15 protein-coding genes and 1 pseudogene are annotated in these 17450 nt (G+C 46.6%); 5 read left to right on the top strand and 11 right to left on the bottom strand.

What is annotated here, in order from left to right:
• Position 1: 1 nt before the first annotated feature.
• Together C805_RS11355 and C805_RS11350 are read left to right on the top strand one after the other, a co-directional pair.
• Complete coding sequence (locus C805_RS11355; protein ID WP_016213982.1) at positions 2–853, top strand: ABC transporter ATP-binding protein; 852 nt, start codon at positions 2–4, stop codon at positions 851–853.
• Positions 850–1503: an ABC-2 transporter permease gene (locus C805_RS11350; RefSeq protein WP_016213981.1), complete on the top strand. Its 654-nt coding sequence runs from the start codon at positions 850–852 to the stop codon at positions 1501–1503. The genes C805_RS11355 and C805_RS11350 overlap by 4 nt, the downstream gene beginning before the upstream one ends.
• Positions 1504–1669: 166 nt before the next feature.
• On the opposite strand, the gene pdaA is transcribed toward C805_RS11350, so the two are convergent.
• The 4 genes from pdaA to C805_RS11330 all read right to left on the bottom strand — a co-directional run bounded on the left by pdaA (position 1670) and on the right by C805_RS11330 (position 5505).
• Positions 1670–2485 (bottom strand): delta-lactam-biosynthetic de-N-acetylase, encoded by an 816-nt coding sequence (pdaA, locus tag C805_RS11345; protein ID WP_016213980.1) that lies wholly within the window; start codon positions 2483–2485, stop codon positions 1670–1672.
• A gap of 171 nt (positions 2486–2656) precedes the next feature.
• Positions 2657–3214, bottom strand: coding sequence for a DJ-1 family glyoxalase III (locus C805_RS11340; protein WP_016213979.1), 558 nt, complete (start codon positions 3212–3214; stop codon positions 2657–2659).
• 42 nt (positions 3215–3256) lie between these two features.
• Complete coding sequence (locus C805_RS11335) at positions 3257–3808, bottom strand: sugar O-acetyltransferase (protein ID WP_016213978.1); 552 nt, start codon at positions 3806–3808, stop codon at positions 3257–3259.
• The gene (locus C805_RS11330) at positions 3805–5505 is read right to left on the bottom strand and encodes a glycoside hydrolase family 13 protein (protein ID WP_016213977.1); all 1701 of its coding nucleotides are present in this window, start codon (positions 5503–5505) and stop codon (positions 3805–3807) included. Before C805_RS11330 ends, C805_RS11335 begins: the two co-directional genes overlap by 4 nt.
• 232 nt (positions 5506–5737) lie before the next feature.
• On the opposite strand from C805_RS11330, the gene C805_RS11325 reads away from it, so the two are divergent.
• Positions 5738–6643: a helix-turn-helix transcriptional regulator gene (locus tag C805_RS11325; RefSeq protein WP_016213976.1), complete on the top strand. Its 906-nt coding sequence runs from the start codon at positions 5738–5740 to the stop codon at positions 6641–6643.
• 18 nt (positions 6644–6661) lie between these two features.
• Here the strand turns inward: C805_RS11325 and pdxA are convergent, their stop codons facing one another.
• Positions 6662–7660: a 4-hydroxythreonine-4-phosphate dehydrogenase PdxA gene (gene pdxA, locus C805_RS11320; protein ID WP_016213975.1), complete on the bottom strand. Its 999-nt coding sequence runs from the start codon at positions 7658–7660 to the stop codon at positions 6662–6664.
• A gap of 255 nt (positions 7661–7915) precedes the next feature.
• On the opposite strand from pdxA, the gene C805_RS11315 reads away from it, so the two are divergent.
• The gene (locus C805_RS11315) at positions 7916–8140 is read left to right on the top strand and encodes an alpha/beta-type small acid-soluble spore protein (protein WP_016213974.1); all 225 of its coding nucleotides are present in this window, start codon (positions 7916–7918) and stop codon (positions 8138–8140) included.
• A 154-nt stretch (positions 8141–8294) separates the two neighbouring features.
• On the opposite strand, the gene C805_RS11310 is transcribed toward C805_RS11315, so the two are convergent.
• On the bottom strand, positions 8295–10106 hold the full coding sequence (locus tag C805_RS11310; RefSeq protein WP_016213973.1) for a methyl-accepting chemotaxis protein: 1812 nt from the start codon (positions 10104–10106) through the stop codon (positions 8295–8297).
• Between the two features lie 243 nt (positions 10107–10349).
• Here C805_RS11310 and C805_RS11305 point away from each other — a divergent pair, with 243 nt between their 5' ends.
• Positions 10350–10823, top strand: coding sequence for a CYTH domain-containing protein (locus tag C805_RS11305; protein WP_016213972.1), 474 nt, complete (start codon positions 10350–10352; stop codon positions 10821–10823).
• A 17-nt stretch (positions 10824–10840) separates the two neighbouring features.
• Here the strand turns inward: C805_RS11305 and C805_RS11300 are convergent.
• The 5 genes and pseudogenes from C805_RS11300 to C805_RS11280 form a co-directional block, all read right to left on the bottom strand.
• Positions 10841–11353 (bottom strand): annotated as a pseudogene (locus C805_RS11300) (GyrI-like domain-containing protein); the annotation flags it as partial.
• Positions 11354–11427: 74 nt separating this feature from the next.
• Positions 11428–11694, bottom strand: coding sequence for a hypothetical protein (locus C805_RS26300; RefSeq protein WP_016213970.1), 267 nt, complete (start codon positions 11692–11694; stop codon positions 11428–11430).
• A gap of 71 nt (positions 11695–11765) precedes the next feature.
• Positions 11766–12545, bottom strand: a complete 780-nt coding sequence (locus C805_RS27410) for a PocR ligand-binding domain-containing protein (RefSeq protein ID WP_016213969.1) — start codon at positions 12543–12545, stop codon at positions 11766–11768.
• Positions 12546–12734: 189 nt separating this feature from the next.
• Positions 12735–15989, bottom strand: a complete 3255-nt coding sequence (gene carB / locus C805_RS11285; RefSeq protein ID WP_016213968.1) for a carbamoyl-phosphate synthase large subunit — start codon at positions 15987–15989, stop codon at positions 12735–12737.
• On the bottom strand, positions 15989–17059 hold the full coding sequence (locus C805_RS11280; protein WP_016213967.1) for a carbamoyl phosphate synthase small subunit: 1071 nt from the start codon (positions 17057–17059) through the stop codon (positions 15989–15991). Before C805_RS11280 ends, carB begins: the two co-directional genes overlap by 1 nt.
• Positions 17060–17450: the final 391 nt, after the last annotated feature.

The raw sequence follows: 17450 nt of genomic DNA, 5'->3' as shown, positions 1-17450 counted from the left end.
TATGCTGAAAATTGAACATCTGAAAAAAGAATATGATAATTTTTCTCTGGACTGTTCTTTAGAAGTACAGGAAGGTTGTGTCACCGGATTAATCGGACAGAATGGTGCAGGAAAAAGCACAACTTTTAAGGCGGTACTGGGACTGATTTCCATGGACAGCGGCAATGTTACGGTTCTTGGAAAAAAGCCGCAGCAGTTTACACCAGGGGACAGGGAAGACCTGGGCGTTGTCCTCTCTGATTCCGGATTCAGCGGATATTTAACGATTAAGGATATGATTCCTGTCTTAAAAAATCTGTATAAACATTTTGATTATCCGTTTTTCATGGAACAAACACGCAGATTTCAACTGCCCATGGACAAAAAAATCAAAGATTTTTCAACGGGCATGAAAGCAAAGCTGAAAATGCTTGCAGCAATTTCCCACAATGCGAAGCTGTTAATCCTCGACGAGCCCACAGCAGGCCTTGATGTGATTGCCAGAGATGAACTGCTGGAAATGTTACGGGAATTTATGGAAAAAGACGAAAGACACTCCATCCTTATCAGCTCTCATATTTCGGGTGATCTGGAAAGTTTATGTGACGATCTTTATATGATACACAACGGAAAAGTAATTTTACACGAGGATACGGACGTATTGCTCAGTGATTATGCCCTGCTGAAAGTGGACGAAAAACAGTTTCAGCACATGGAAAAACAGTTTATTCTGCGTTACAGAAAAGAAACCTATGGATATAGCTGTCTGACCGATCAAAGACAGTATTATGCGGAAAACTATCCGAAAACTGCAATCGAAAAAGGAACCATAGATGAAGTTATTACAATGATGATAAGGGGGCAGGTATTATGAAAGGTTTATTGATCAAAGATTTCAAACTGATGAAAGGACAGAAAACTTTTTTTATCCTTATCGTTGCAATATCTGCCGGTATAGCAGCTTTTTCTGATAATCCGTCATTTATCATTAATTTTCTTCCTTTTGTTTTATCGTTATTCACATTAAGTACCATAAGTTATGACGAATTTGATAACGGAAATGCGTTTTTATTTACGCTGCCTGTCAGCCGGGCGAGCTACACCGTTGAAAAATACTGCCTGGCAGGCCTGCTTGGCGGCGGTGCATGGATTTTGGCAACTCTTTTCGCCATGATTTTTGGAATATTGAAAGAAACAACAGCCATTTCTGAAATTGCAATGACAGCTGTCATGATTTTACCTGTATTAATTGTGATACAGGCGGTTATGATACCATTCCAGCTGAAGTTTGGCGGTGAAAAAGGAAGGATTGCCTTAATTGGTGCATTGGGCCTGTTGTTTCTTACCGGCATTATAGTCGTAAAGGCAGCTCAGATTTTCGGGATTGATATAGAAAATATGATCAGTCATCTGCCCACGGTAAGTATGGGCATCCTGGTTACTGCTCTTATGACTGCCGCAGTTGTTATTTTACTGATATCTGCAAAAATCAGTATCTCTGTTATGAAAAACAAAGAATTTTAGGAGGATATCCATGTCTGGCTTATTATGTGTAATCGGATTGATTACTTTCACTTACTGGCTGCTGGTAAAGCGGAACGGGAAGAAGTAATTACAGAGGGCTGTCAGTTTCCCGGCAGCCCTCTGTTCCCGTTGCATGAATGTGCATGACAGTTTCGTTCAGAGGAATTCATTCTCCTGCTTTCGGCAGTTCCTCCAGAGATTTGAACGTATAACCCATCTCCTCCCATTTTGTCAGCAGTTCATCCAGAATTTCCCCGTTTGTCTTCGATGTATTATGTAACAGTACCACTGCTCCCGGATGTACCCGCTTCAGCAGTTTGTCAAAAGCCTCCTCATGGGTGGGCTGGCTGTCCTGATTCCAGTCCACATAGGCAAGGCTCCAGAATACCGTTCTGTATCCCATATCTTTTGCAAGCTGCAGGCTGGATTTACTGTATTTTCCCTGAGGAGGACGGTAATATTTCGCCATGGGAGTCTGGGTTACCTGTTCATACAGGGCTTCCAGCTCTTCCAGTTCTTTAGAGAACTCTTCTTTTCCCATCTGAGACATATCGGGATGATGATAGCTGTGGTTTCCCACAATATGCCCTTCTTCTATCATTCGTTTTACCAGATCCGGACTGGTTTCCAGATAATTTCCCACAACAAAAAATGCTGCCCTGGCCTTATGTTTTTTCAATGCATCCAGAATTGCAGGGGTATTCCCGTTTTCAAACCCGCAGTCAAATGTAAGGTACAGAACCTTTTCCTGAGTATCCTCCGCATAACATGCGTTGTACTTTTCCATTTCCTGAATGGAAGCGTTGGCAACCGGCAGTTTTCCTTCCTCCTGAAAACTCAGTCCCCAGTTTTCCTCCCCATCGGTCTGAATGGCTGAACTGATGGTGGGTGCAACCTGAGCTGCAAACCGTCCCAGGAAAAAGGAACCGGCGAAAAGCACCAGTACCGCCAGACATGTTGTTATTTTTATATTCCGCAGCACAGTAACTTCCTTTCCGCTCCTGTAAAGAGCAAAGTTCTTTTGTTACATTATATTGGCCAGGAAGGTTTTTCATACCGTAAAACCTGCGGTTTTTATGGAACGGGCTTCAGAAATACCGCCAGTTCTCAGATTCAGGAATGTTACTTCTGACCGGCACATACGTCTGCCGGATCATTCCCCGGGGGAATAAATAATCGCCTCTGCAAGCTCTTTTGCTTTCTGCTCTGTGGTAAAATAAGCTGTGAGTCTCAGTCCAAAGGGAATCGCTGTTCCCATACCTCTGCTGGTAATCACATTCCCATCTTCCGCCACTTCCTCAAATGTCACTTCCGCTCCGGTGAGCTTATCTTCAAATCCCGGATAGCAGGCAGCTTTCTTTCCCTCCAGTATTCCGGCCTGTCCCAGAAAACTGGGCGCCGCGCAGATAGCCGCCACCAGTTTTCCCTGCTCTGCAAAAGACTTTATGATACGATTCACACCGGAATGGCCCCCCAGGTTTGTGGTGCCCGGCATTCCCCCCGGCAGTACGATTCCCTCGTATTCCTCAAAATTTACTTCCTCAAACAAAGCATCCGCCAGAACAGTAATTTTATGGGAGCCGCAAACCTCCTTTTGTCCCATAACAGAAATGGTTACCACGTCAATTCCGGCCCGGCGCAGAATATCCACCACGGTCAGTCCTTCGATCTCCTCAAATCCTTCTGCCAGAAATACACCTGTTTTTTTCATATTATATACATTCCTTTCTTTTATCGCAGTAACTTCATTATATCACAGATCATTCATGTTAAGAACCCCGTCGTTATAATCTTCCACATCAAATTCAATGTCTCCGGTAACCACACTGCCGGAACCAATCACAGCATTGTCTCCGATATGGGCCCCCGGATTAATCACGGTATTTCCGCCAATCCACACATTATCTCCAATGGTAACCCCGATTCCGTACTCATAACCGGAATTTCTGGAATCCGGATGAACGGGATGGCCTGCGGTATAAATGGATACATTGGGTGCAAACATGGCATTTTCCCCGATAACCACTTTTCCCACATCCAGAACCGTCAGGTTGTAATTGGCATAAAAATTATTTCCCACCTCAATATTATACCCATAATCACAGTGAAAAGGTGTTTCCACATGGATACTCTCTTTGCAGCTTCCCAGAATTTCCCGTATCAGCCGGCCCTGTTCCTCACTCTGTTCCGGGGACAGCTGATTATAACGGTAAATCCGCTTTTTATTCTCATTTCTCTCTTCTGTCAGTCCGTCCAGCCAAGCTTTGTAAGGAAGCCCGGCAAGCATCCGTTCTTTCTGATTCATATCTCACACTCCAGTACCATAACGCCGCAGCCTGCCAGTATCAGCTTTTCCCCTGCCTGATTTTCCGGCAGATTGGAAAGAAGCACCTTGCTTACTTTATATTCCAGCGGCAGCTCCGCAGCTTCTCTGCCAAAATTAGCTGCAACCAGCACCCTTTTCTTTGGGGTTTCCTGATTTTCTTCTTCCGAAATCCGGTAAAATGCCATGACCGATTCCTGCTCCTCATATACGGGCGCAAATGTTCCGTAAGTAAATACTTCCTTATATTCCTCTGACTTGCGCAATGCAATCAGTTTCTGATAATAGCGGAGCACGGAATCCTCATTTTCCTGCTGGGCTTTTACATTGATTTCGGAATAATTCGGGTTCACTTTCATCCAGGGAGTCCCACTGGTAAATCCTGCATTTTCCTCACTGCTCCACTGCATGGGAGTTCTGGCATTGTCCCGGCTCATATCTGCGCAGACACGCAGAGCTTCTTTCTCGGTAAGCCCCGCCTTTCTGGCAGTCTGATACTGGTCTCTGGTACTGATATCATCCCATTCCCCACTGTTGTTCCACTCACAGTTCTGCATTCCGATTTCCTGTCCCTGATACAGGAAAGGAATCCCCCGCAGCAGCAGGCTCACGGTTCCCAGCATCTTGGTTCCTGCAGCATTTCTGGCATATTCCGGCAGAAATCTGGAAACACCTCTTGGCTCATCGTGATTTTCAATAATATTTGCCTTAAATCCCACTTTCTGCACTTCAAGCTGAGAATCTACAATGGCTCTGCGCCACTCCTTAAATTCAATAGCCGGTGCCTCATACCAGCCATGTTCTCCTTCACTGAGGCAATGGGCACTGAAATCAAAAATCGTGGAAAAGTGCCCGTTCTCTCCGATAAATTCTGACAGCTCATCTTCATGCATGTTAAATACTTCTCCAACGGTAAAGGCGTCGTATTTTGCAAATGTGTTGTTTTTCAGCTCTTCCAAAAGCTCCCCTACCCCATTGGTCTGTTCCACCGCCCGGTGATAGCCTGCCAGCCCGTCCGGTCCGTCCGGTTCCAGGTCCGGGAAATTCACATCTTTTTTGATATTGATAATGGCGTCAATCCGGAAACCTGCCAGTCCCTTATCCAGCCACCAGTTAATCATATCGTACAAATCCTGTTTCATTCTGGGATTTTCCCAGTTCAGGTCCGGCTGCTCTTTTGCAAATGCATGGAAATAATATTTACTGGTTCCCGGCACCGGCTCCCAGCAGCTTCCTCCAAAATAAGACCGGTAATTTCCAGGAGGATTTCCGTCTTTTCCTTCCCGAAAATAAAAATAGTCGGCATATTCTCCTTCCGGGTCTGCAAGGGCCTTCTGAAACCATTCGTGCTTATCGGAGCAGTGGTTGATTACCAGGTCCATCACAATCTGTATTCCGCGCTTTTTCGCTTCTGCCAGCAGTTCCTCAAATTCCTCCATTGTACCGAACTCCGGCGCGATTCCGTAATAATCCGAAATATCGTACCCCTGGTCCACAAAAGGAGATTTGTAAATGGGAGAAATCCAGATAAGGTCAATCCCCAGCTCCTTCAAATAGTCCAGTTTTGCAATGATTCCCCGTAAATCCCCAATTCCGTCTCCGTTGGTATCATAAAAACTTTTCGGGTAAATCTGATATGCCACTTTGTCATGCCACCATTTTCTCATTTTCGCTTCCATTTTCTTCCTCCTGTCCCACTGTCTGATCCATCCTGTGGTATCCTCTGTTATCCTTGCGGATTTTTCAAAAACCCTTTCTTTCTTTGTAAGATACTGCTATTATAATGATATATTTATGGATTTTCTTGCAATATATTTGCCTGTTATGACATAATCCTGCTCTTTTCCGGCAGAACTCTTTTGGAAATTGTAAGAACAGGACAGCCTGCAGCACAAAAGGGGAGGTGAAACTGTGAAAAAACTGCACTCGCTGATTTCAGAACAGAAAGAAGACGCCCGGCACGGAGAATCCTTTTTTCCCATACAGAAGTATATTACTTCCTTTTCTCCGGAGTATCCGGTGCTGACCACCCACTGGCACGAAGAGGCGGAATTTACTCTGATTTCGGAAGGAAAGGGGATTTATCATATAGATCTGACCGAATATGAAACAGAGCCGGAAGATCTGATTTTTGTTCCTCCTCTGGCTCTCCACTCTGCCTCTTCTCCGGAAGGCTGCGGCCTTGTGTCGGAGACTTATGTATTTCATATGAATTTTCTGGGCGGTAATTCCACTGACATCTGCTCCACCCGATACCTGCAGCCGCTGGCCCATCATGAAATGATTCTGCCGGGCGTTATCAAACCGGAGCACCCGGCTTATCTTTCTCTGCGGAAGATTTTCGGACAGATCAGCAATCTGTATGACGGTGGAATCCCCGGATATGAGCTGGCCCTGAAAGCGCTGTTTTTGCAGATGATTTTCCTGCTGCTTCAGTTTAAGGAACATGCCCCTTCTTCCGACAGCTCCAATGCTGTCTATTCTGAAAAACTGAAAACCGTACTGGATTATCTGGAGCTGCACTACATGGAAACCGTCACGGTTTCCGACCTGGCCGGCCTGTGTTATTTCAGCGAATATCATTTTATGCGTTTCTTCAAAAAACATATGAACATGACCTGTGTGGAATACCTGAATAACCTGCGGCTGGAAAAGGCTGTGGAACTGTTAGAAGATGAAAACGCTTCCATTCTGGAGGTTTCCCTGTCCGTGGGGTTTCACAACCTTTCCTATTTCCACCGGGCATTTAAAAAGAAATACCATATGACGCCGGGAGAATTTCTCAGGATGAAAACCAAAGCCCCGCCACAGGAATGACGGGGCATAAAATCGGCGTTATCGCGCAAAAGCAGGGGCATATTTTGCAGCAAGGAGTATGGCCTCCACCATGCTCACTTCTCCTGCTGTTCCTGTTCCTGCAATGTCAAAGGCAGTTCCATGGTCTACGGAGGTGCGTAAGATGGGCATTCCGCCAGTGACGGAAATGGTTTTTTCAAAATCAAGGGTTTTTGTGGCGATATGGCCCTGGTCATGGTACAGGGACAGAACACTGTTATAGGTTCCCATGGCCGCCTGATGGAATACGGAATCCGCACCGATGGGCCCGGCAACCGGATATCCTTCCGCCTTTAACTCCTCCACTGCCGGAATAATTTCATGCACCTCTTCCCAGCCAAACAGCCCATGCTCCCCACAGTGGGGATTTAATCCCGCAACAGCCATGGTTCCCCCTGTCACACCCAGTTTTTCCAGTGCCTTCAGGCAGCGCTTTACATAGTCTTTGATTCTGTCTTTTGTAATCAGATCCAGCATTTCCCGCATGGATACATGTCTGGTCAGGAAAAACACCCGCATACCGTTGGTTTCAAACATGGTCAGGGGATCTTCCGTGTGGGTCAGAGCCCCGAATATCTCCGTATGGCCGATAAAAGGAACGCCTCCCGCCCGCAGAGATTCTTTGTTAATGGGTGTTGTGGCCACTGCATCCACACTGCCGGAACTGGCAAGAAGAATGCTTTTTTCAATATATTCGTATGCGGCTTTTCCGCACATACCGTTTACTTTTCCAAATACAACCTGGCTTTTGTCCAGATTTTTCAAATCAATTAAATTCAGCACGCCCTGACGGAATTCCCCTTCCTCAGGCTCCCGGATCAGATGAATGTCAAGCTCTGCACCGGTAATCTGAATTGCCTGCTCCATAATGGTCTTCTCTCCGATTACAACGCACTCTGCCGCTTCAGACACCTCCAAAGCAGCCGCTGCTTTTGCAGTAATTTCCGGTCCGATTCCCGCAGCGTCTCCCATGGGCACTGCAATACGTGGTTTTTTCATATTTTTCACCCTTTCTTTTTTCTTATGCTCCTACCATACTATACACACATTACGCCGGAACCTGTCAAGGCCTTTTTCTGTAATTTTTAACCAGAAAACATAATATTTTCCATAATATTTTCTTTTTCTTTGCAGATAATAACACCATGATAAGCAGCAACGTTTCGAGGCGGACATCATTCCGAAGAATGAGCCATTTCGGAATGATGTTCTTATCAGATAACAAAAAGAAAAAATATTTGGAGGTGAATCGAAATGTCTAACAGCAATTCTGGTTCTAACACAAGTAAAATGGCAGTACCTCAGGCAAAAGAGGCTATGAACCGTTTTAAACAGGAGGTTGCTTCTGAAATCGGCGTACCTTTGAAAGAAGGTTACAACGGTGACTTAACTTCTGCTCAGGCTGGCTCTATCGGCGGAGAAATGGTTAAGAAAATGATTATGAAACAGGAACAGCAGATGTCCGGCGGACAGCAGTAATCATCGCCGTTCTGACTCCCTGAAGCACCCCGGTGCCATAAGAATTATTTATTCTGAAGGAAGACATTTTTATGCTTTAGCCTGAAAGCCTTCCCCACAGAATACAAAAAAAGGATGCGGCAGAATTTTTGCCGCATCTTTTTTTGTATTCCCTTTATGCTTCCTCCTGAACATCTCCGGCAGTGTTCACATGGAATTTTCCGATTTCCTCCCGCAGGGTTTCCGCGCTCTTTCTCGTCCTGGTCACCTGTTCCAGCACCTCTGCAGACTCTTCCGCAATCACAGACGCCCGCTGTGCAATCTCTGTGGTGCCCTCTGCCCCTTCCTCTGCCGCTCTGGAAATATCACTCATGGAGTTTTTGATTCCTTCCATGTTGCCTGACAGCTCCAGTGCAATGGTACTGAATTCACTCATCAGCTCATCCACAGAGGCCCCATCCTGGTCATACTGTTCCCCAATGGTAAGAAATCCTTCATAATCTGAGGTTACGTCTTTTACCACGAAATCCAGCAGTTTTCTGGCATTGGCGGAAAGATTGTCCACCGCCTGGGTTACTTCCTGGGTCACTTCCTGTATCTTGATTACGGTCTGTCTGGACTGTTCTGCAAGGGCTCCGATTTCTCCTGCAACCACTGCAAAGCCTCTGCCTGCCTCTCCTGCCCTTGCCGCTTCAATAGAAGCATTCAATGAAAGGAGATTGGTCTGGGAAACCACATTCATAATCACGCCCGACAGCTCATATATCTGGTCGATTACCTTTGCATTTTCCAGGGCAGTCTCTAAATCCTGCTGAATTTCTTTTTTCAGCAGGGCCGCTTTTTCCTGAGCGCCCTTAATTCTTAAGTTGGTTTTCTCTGCCCTTCCTTTAATTTCAGCGGCTCCCTGTGCGCCGTCCTGGGAACGCCGGGCAATCTGCTGCACTGCCGCATGAATTTCTCCTGCTGATTCATCTGCCATTGTGGTGGTGGCAGCTGTTTCCTCCATACCTGCAGACAATTCCTGCGTTGCCGCAGATACGCCTGCTATATCGTCGTTCAGCTTCGCCACACACTCATTGACAGAGCCTGCTGCAAAACTGATGTTCTCAGATTCCTTCTGTACCTGGCTGATTAAAGTTACCATGGCTGATTTCATTTCTTCCATGCTTCTGGCCAGACCGCCGAAATCATCTCTCCGCTGCGCAGATTTCTTCATAAAATCTCTGGTATAATCCCCTTCTGCCATACAGTTCAGCTGCTTTACAACGGCTCCCAGAGATTTTGTAATATCCGTCACAATCAGAAAAGCCATTCCCATAAGCAGCAGAATTGCCACTGTTATGGCCCCAACGGATATCCCTTTTATGACTTCAAATATATGTTTTACTGATGCATTATTTTTGACCGCCAGTTCTTCCAGTTCATCCACATAATTCCCGGTACCCACTACCCACTCCCAGGGTTCAAATACCTTGCTGTATGCGCGTTTTGGGTAAGTTTCCGTACTGCCTTCTTTGGTATAATAATATTCGGTAAATCCTCCGTCTTCCTGAAGCCCGTTCTTAATGATATCCTTTATCATCTGATATCCGTTGCTGTCTTCTGTTTCCAGACGGTTGGTGCCTTCCGTTTCCTGCCCCAGCAGAACCACATTGTCCCCTTCACAGGTATCAATCCAAAAATAACCGCTTTCACCATAGCGGAGCTCTCTCACCAGATCTGCCGCCAGTTTTTTTGCCTCTTCCTCTGTATACGCTCCGTCCATATACTCCGCATAAATTTTCTCCAGCAGAGTAATTACATTTTCCACCTGTCCCTTAATCTGCTGGTCATAGTCAGCATAGAGGACTTCCTTCATACTGGAAACTGACTGCCGGTAGGATTTCTCCATACCGCTCATATTCAGTATCCCCAGGGCACACATGGACAATGCCGCCGCCACCGTCAATATAACCAGTTTTGTACGCACCTTCAGATTTACAAACATAATTTTTCATCCCTTTCTCTGAAACACACACTCTTCTTCCTGTAAATTTTATCACATGCGAAACGAAAGGGCTGTATTTTTTTACATACAAAGCAGAATGTCAAAAGAAGTCAGAGCTTTTTATTCTTTACTTTTTCCGGCTTATTTTATATACTTTCTGTAACTGCAGAGACTTCCTGGTACAGCTTTCCTGCCATATCTGACCAGGGGACTCTGAAATACTGTTTTTCAGGAGATGTTTTTATGGAAATTGAACGTAAATTTTTAATCCGGTCATTACCAGAACAGCTGGACTCTTTTCCTTTCCATCAGATTGAACAGGGCTATCTCTGTACGGAACCGGTAGTCCGCATCCGCAGACAGGATGAGGACTATTATCTTACTTATAAGTCCAGAGGGCTGATGGTCCGGGAGGAATACAATCTTCCTCTGACCAGGGAAGCCTGGCTTCACCTGAGGCCCAAGGCAGACGGCATTCTGATTACCAAGAAACGTTATCTGATTCCCCTGCCGCCGCACCATACCATAGAACTGGATATTTTTGAAGGAGAACTGGCTCCTCTGATTCTGGCGGAGGTGGAATTTGACACGGAAGAAGAAGCAAAGGCTTTCGTTCCTCCGGAATGGTTCGGGGAAGATGTGACTTATTCTGACCGATATCACAACAGTGTGCTGAGCAGAGGCATCTCCTCTTTACCGGAGCGGCCCCTGCCATAAGAATTTTTCTGAATCTGCTATACGTCTTTTTTCACCACGGGTATCCAGACTTCATACCGGGCATTCTGCGGATCCGGACTGATATATACTTCCACATCCGGGGCGTTGGCATATTCATATCCGAAAGCGGGCAGCCATTCTGTGACAATGCGCTGCTCCAGTTCCTGAATGGACTGGCTGATTCCTTCTCCCGGAAAAATTGCCCAGGTGGCTGCAGGTACCATGTATTCCTCAAATTCTTCCTTCTCTTTTGAGTTTGAGACAGCAATGCAGTATCTCCAGGTTCTTCATCGTTACAGAAGCTGACGCCCAGCACTCCCATGGGCTCTCTGTCCATCCTGCCGGCCAGCTTCTGCAGGGTTCCATTCTCGGAAATCTCCTGCCATTTGGAGGGAATCACTGCAAATTTTTCTCAATTTCTTTTTCCAGCGGTACGGAACCCCCACAATGCAGAAAGATTCCTTTGTTTCAATCCGATAATTCATTTCCTCTGCTCCTTTCACCGTAATCTTAAAAGTAATGGGAGGAAAAAGCCCGGAGAACTGCCTGAACAGTGCATTCTCTCCGGGTTTCCTGATTACTCTATGACCTCTCCGCCTGCGGACTAAACGCCCAGAGAACTCATAAAAGATACGCCGCTTATAATAATAATAGCAGCCGGAATCAGTGAAATAACAGAGCATACCAGCCCGGCAATCGCCATTCCTCTTCCTTCCTTATGTCCTGACAGGGCAATGCCTGCCAGTATGATGCCAATGATTGCACATGGAATAGAAATAAAATAAAAACAGCAGGACATTACCAGTGCAACAATCCCCAGAACCATTGAGGCTATTCCAAAGCCAATTCCTCCGTTTGTCTGTCCTTCCATAAATTTTCTCCTTTCAGAATAAATCAGATGTTTCCATATAAAACACAGCATTTGCAGAAAAAATCTGCAGCTTATTCAGCGCTGTTTAACGCCATAATCGTATCTGTCACTTCCTCTAACGCCTGCTTAATCTGTACGCTGGTGTGCGCCATACCCTGAGCAAGTTTCTGGACTTCATCTGCAACCACGGAAAAGCCTTTTCCTGACTCTCCTGCTCTGGCCGCTTCTATACTGGCATTTAATGCAAGTATTTTCTGACGTTTGCTGAATCCTTCAATCTGCCTGGTATTATCGTTGGCAACCACAATCTGCTCTGCTGCTTTACAGATTCCCTCCTTCATTTCAACCACAAGTTTCTGATTCTGCATGGTTGCATAACTTGCTCTGACAAACATATTGATTACATCCCCCAATAACCGGGCGGAAGCATCAATTTCTGTCTTCGTTTTAACATTTACCTCATGAAGGGCTCTGATATACTCCTCCTCATCAATCCCCAGCTCCCTGGCTGTCTGGCGGAACTTTTCCTCATCCGGATTTTCCGGCAGTACCTGTCCGCCGATTACGCTCCCCAGAACGGTTCCGTCATCTAATGTAATCGGTATTCCAAAGTCAACCAGTCCTGCATGGCAGGGATACACTCCTTCTCCTTCCCTGTCATTTTTCTCACATCTTTTGCGTCCCTCTGTGCTGCCTCTGGTCAGTTTAATACAAAAATCAGTAAAATTATAGCAATCACTGATATACTCCCCGTCGTCTCCTACCGCCACCGTTGCAAGACCGGTGCTGTGCGCCCAGTTGCTCATGATTTCTTCGAACTTTTTCATATCGCAAAAATCCTGTAACTTCATAATAGCCTCCTTTTCCGGCATACCCTGTACCAATTACATCCCTATAAACAGACAATCAACCGGCGATTCTGAAAAACTCCCTCGCTCCGGCAAATGTTCAGATGCCAGAAGGCTGACTTCATATACACTATTTTAAAGGAATACCAAAACAAAATCAATGGTTCTTCTCATTTTTATTCCTGTCATCCATTAAATATTTTTCACTTTTGCAATATCAATCAAGTCCGGCTTTTCGCTGGCGCCGGCATGTTCCAGACTTTCTGCCAGAGCATTGGCCGTATCCATGGCGGTAATGCAGTATACCCCGGTCTCGATGGCGTTCCGGCGGATTAAAAATCCGTCCCGGCTCTTATCCCGGCCCTGGGTGGGGGTGTCGATTACAAGGTCGATTTTATGTCCCAGAATCAAATCCATCACATTGGGGGATTCCTGAGATATTTTATTGATACGTCTTGCGCTGATCCCGTGATTCTGCAGATATTTTGCGGTACTTCTGGTAGCGTAAATCTTATAGCCCAGCGCTTCGAATCTTCTTGCCACATCCACAGCTTCCGGCTTGTCCGCATCTTTTACCGTCATAATCATCTGCTTATGTTTCGGAAGCTGCACGCCTGCCCCCAGAAATGCCTTGTACAGGGCCTCGTCAAAGGTCCGGGCAATTCCCAGACATTCCCCGGTAGACTTCATTTCCGGCCCAAGGCTGATTTCCGCCCCGCGCAGTTTTTCAAAGGAAAATACCGGCATCTTAATGGCCACGTACTCCGCTTCCGGCGCAAGGCCTGTGGGATAGCCCATGTCTTTTAAGGTATTGCCCATAATGACCCGTGCAGCCAGATCCACAATGGGAATTCCCGTTACTTTGCTGATATAGGGAACGGTTCTGGAAGAACGGGGATTTACCTCAATCACATATACATCCTCACCCATGGCAATAAACTGGATGTTGATTAGTCCCACCACATGAAGGGCCCGCGCCAGCCTCCTGGTATATTCCACAATTTTATTTTTTACTTCCTGGCTGATGGTAGGCGCAGGATAAACGGAAATACTGTCACCGGAGTGAACTCCCGTTCGTTCAATATGCTCCATAATACCGGGAATCAGAATATCTGTGCCATCGCAGACTGCGTCCACCTCAATTTCTTTTCCCTGCAGATACTTGTCCACCAGAATAGGATGGTCCTGGGCAATCCGGTTGATAATTTCCATAAATTCTTCAATTTCTTCATCGGTATACGCAATCTGCATCCCCTGGCCTCCCAGCACATAGGAGGGGCGCACCAGTACCGGATAACCCAGGCGGCTGGCTACTTCTTTCGCCTCCCCGGCGGTAAATACCGTACCTCCTGCCGCCCGCGGAATTTCCGTCTGTTCCAGAATTTTATCAAACAGTTCCCGATCTTCTGCCGCATCCACATCTTCTGCCCTGGTGCCGAAAATCGGAACGCCCATTTTCATCAGGCTTTCCGTCAGCTTGATGGCTGTCTGGCCCCCGAACTGCACCACCGCCCCGTCCGGCTTTTCCAGACGGACAATACTCTCCACATCCTCCGGAGTCAGCGGTTCAAAATACAGTTTGTGGGCAATGTCAAAATCTGTGGACACGGTTTCCGGATTATTGTTTATAATGATGGTCTCATAACCTTCTTTTGCAAAAGCCCAGGTACAGTGTACGGAACAGTAGTCAAACTCAATCCCCTGGCCGATACGAATGGGCCCGGAACCCAGTACCAGCACCTTTTTGCGCTTTTTCCTGCCGGATGTTTCGTTTTCCTCACCGGAAACTTCCGCCCCGCTGTCAGCACAGGCCTCATTTTCACTGCCGAAACAGGAATAGTAATAAGGCGTCTCCGCCGCAAATTCCGCCGCACAGGTATCTACCATTTTAAATGCCGCTGTAATTCCCTTTTCATAACGCAGATTACGGATTTCCTGTTCCTGTTTCCCGGTGAGCGTCCCAATTACAGAATCCGGAAATTCCAGTCTCTTTGCCTCTTCCAGAAGTTCCGGCGTCAGGGTTTCCTGTTTCAGCCGTTCTTCCATTTCCACCAGAATAGATATTTTATCAATAAACCAGAGGTCTATTCTGGTAATTTCATAGATTTCCTCAGGGGAAATTCCCTGACGCAGCGCTTCCGCAATGACCCAGATTCTCCGGTCGTCCACTTTTTCCAGACGCTCCTTCAGTGCTTCCTGGGAAAGCCCGGAAAAATCATAGCTCATCAGACTGTCCACATGCTGTTCCAGTGAACGGATGGCTTTCATGAGAGCGCCCTCGAAACCAGTGCAGATACTCATTACCTCTCCGGTGGCTTTCATCTGGGTGGTCAGACTCCGTTTTGCGGTAATAAATTTATCAAAAGGAAGTCTTGGGATTTTTACCACACAGTAATCCAGCATTGGTTCAAAACTGGCATACGTTTTTCCGGTAATGGCATTTCTGATTTCATCCAGCGTATAGCCCAGAGCAATTTTTGCCGCCACCTTTGCAATGGGATAACCCGTGGCCTTGCTTGCCAGTGCAGAAGAACGGCTCACACGGGGATTCACTTCAATCACACAGTATTCAAAACTGGTGGGGTGCAGGGCATACTGGACGTTGCAGCCTCCGGTAATATTCAGCTCGGAAATAATATTCAGTGCAGATGTACGCAGCATCTGATATTCCTTATCTCCCAGTGTCTGAGACGGAGCCACCACGATACTGTCCCCGGTATGCACTCCCACCGGGTCTATATTTTCCATATTGCAGACGGTGATACAGTTTCCTGCCCCATCTCTCATTACTTCATATTCAATTTCCTTCCAGCCTGCAATGCACCGTTCCACCAGCACTTCCCCCACCCGGCTTAAGCGCAGCCCATTGGCAAGGATTTCCATTAACTCCGTTTCATTGCGGGCAATTCCGCCGCCGCTTCCGCCCAGGGTATAAGCGGGACGCAGCACCACCGGATAGCCGATGGTATTGGTAAACGCAATACCGTCTTCTATATTATGCACTACCAGAGAAGGGGCACAGGGCTCCCCGATTTTCTCCATGGTATCTTTAAAGGCCTGCCTGTCCTCCGCCCGGAAAATCGTATCTGCTGTGGTTCCAATCAGCTTTACTCCGTGTTTTTCCAGAAATCCGGACTCCGCCAGTTCCATGCCCAGATTCAGGCCTGCCTGTCCTCCCAGGGTGGGCAGTACGCTGTCCGGCTTTTCCTTTATAATAATCTGCTCCAGCACCCCTGCTGTCAGGGGCTCAATATACACCCGATCTGCAATTTCCTTATCTGTCATAATGGTGGCCGGGTTGGAATTGACCAACACCACCTCCACTCCTTCTTCTTTCAGCGAGCGGCACGCCTGCGTGCCCGCATAATCAAATTCCGCCGCCTGCCCAATGACAATAGGGCCGGAGCCGATAACTAATACTTTTTTAATATCCGGATTTTTTGGCATTACTGGTTCCCTCCCATCATACTGATAAACCGGTCAAACAGGTAACTGCTGTCCTGGGGTCCCGGACATGCTTCCGGATGGAACTGAACAGTAAATACCGGTTTCCCGATATATTTTAATCCCTCGTTTGTTCCGTCATTTACATTGATAAAAGACGGAACCGCCACAGATCTGTCAAGATGTTCCGTATCCACCACATATCCATGGTTCTGGGAAGAAATATATACCCTTCCTGTTTCCAGATCCTTCACCGGATGGTTGCCGCCCCGATGGCCGTATTTCATCTTATGGGTATCGGCCCCGTTGGCCAGAGCCATAAGCTGATGGCCCAGGCAGATAGCAAAAACCGGAATGCCCGATTCATATAATTTCCGGATCTCTCTTATGATATCTTTGCAGTCTTTGGGATCTCCCGGCCCGTTGCTCAGCATAATTCCGTCCGGACAGGAATCCAGAATTTCTTCTCCGGCGGTATGGGCCGGATAAACGGTAACACTGCATCCTCTGTCCTGCAGGGACTTTGCAATATTTTTCTTGGCTCCCAGATCCAGAAGGGCCACTTTTTTTCCTTTTCCCTTTAATGTGAAGCTGTCCCTGCAGGTGACCTTTTCCACCACATTTCCGGTCCGGTATGCTTTCAGTCTTGGAATGATTTCCTCTGTCCGATATTCCCCGTTGGTGGTAATCATACCGTTCATGGTGCCCTTTTCCCTGAGAATTTTCGTCAGAGCCCTGGTATCAATTCCTGCAATTCCCGGAATATCGTGTTGGGTCAGAAAATCCTGAATGGTTCCCTGACAGCGGAAATTACTGGGAACCCGTGACAGTTCCCGGACGATATAGCCTTCTGCCCAGGGCCGTTCCGATTCCATATCCGGCGTAATCCCGTAATTTCCAATCAGGGGATACGTCATGGCAACTGCCTGCCCGGCATAGGAGGGGTCTGTCAGAACTTCCAGATATCCCGTCATGGAAGTATTAAAGACAATTTCACTGATTACTTCCCTGGCGGAGCCAATGCCGGTACCCTCAAACACCGTTCCATCCTCCAGTATTAGAAATGCTTTCATTTATTTACCGCCCTTTCTGTCTGATTTTTGGCAAAAAAAAAAGAGTTCACTGCATCATTGCATTCTTTTTCCTGTTCCTTTACCCATTATTTATTTATGCCTGAATTGTAAAGATTTTACCACACTGCAGACCATTTTTCAAGATTTTTAAGAGGTAAATCCGTCATCAAATTTTCCTTATTGACACATTGGTCATAACATGGTAATATTAATTTACAAAAATTTTGGCAATTTGTACATATGTCAGCGTATATTCCATTCTTTCTTTGTACTATTTGCAGTAGTTTTTTATGACATATATGTAAACCAGTTGTTATTTTGCATATATACCGGAGATTCCCGTACAATTCCTGCCCGGCGGCAGGCCGCGTGCCGGATTCCCGGCTGCACC

Origin of the sequence: Eubacterium sp. 14-2 (assembly GCF_000403845.2) — a bacterium.
GTDB lineage: Bacteria > Bacillota > Clostridia > Lachnospirales > Lachnospiraceae > Petralouisia.
This window is presented reverse-complemented; position numbering and strand designations above follow the sequence as displayed.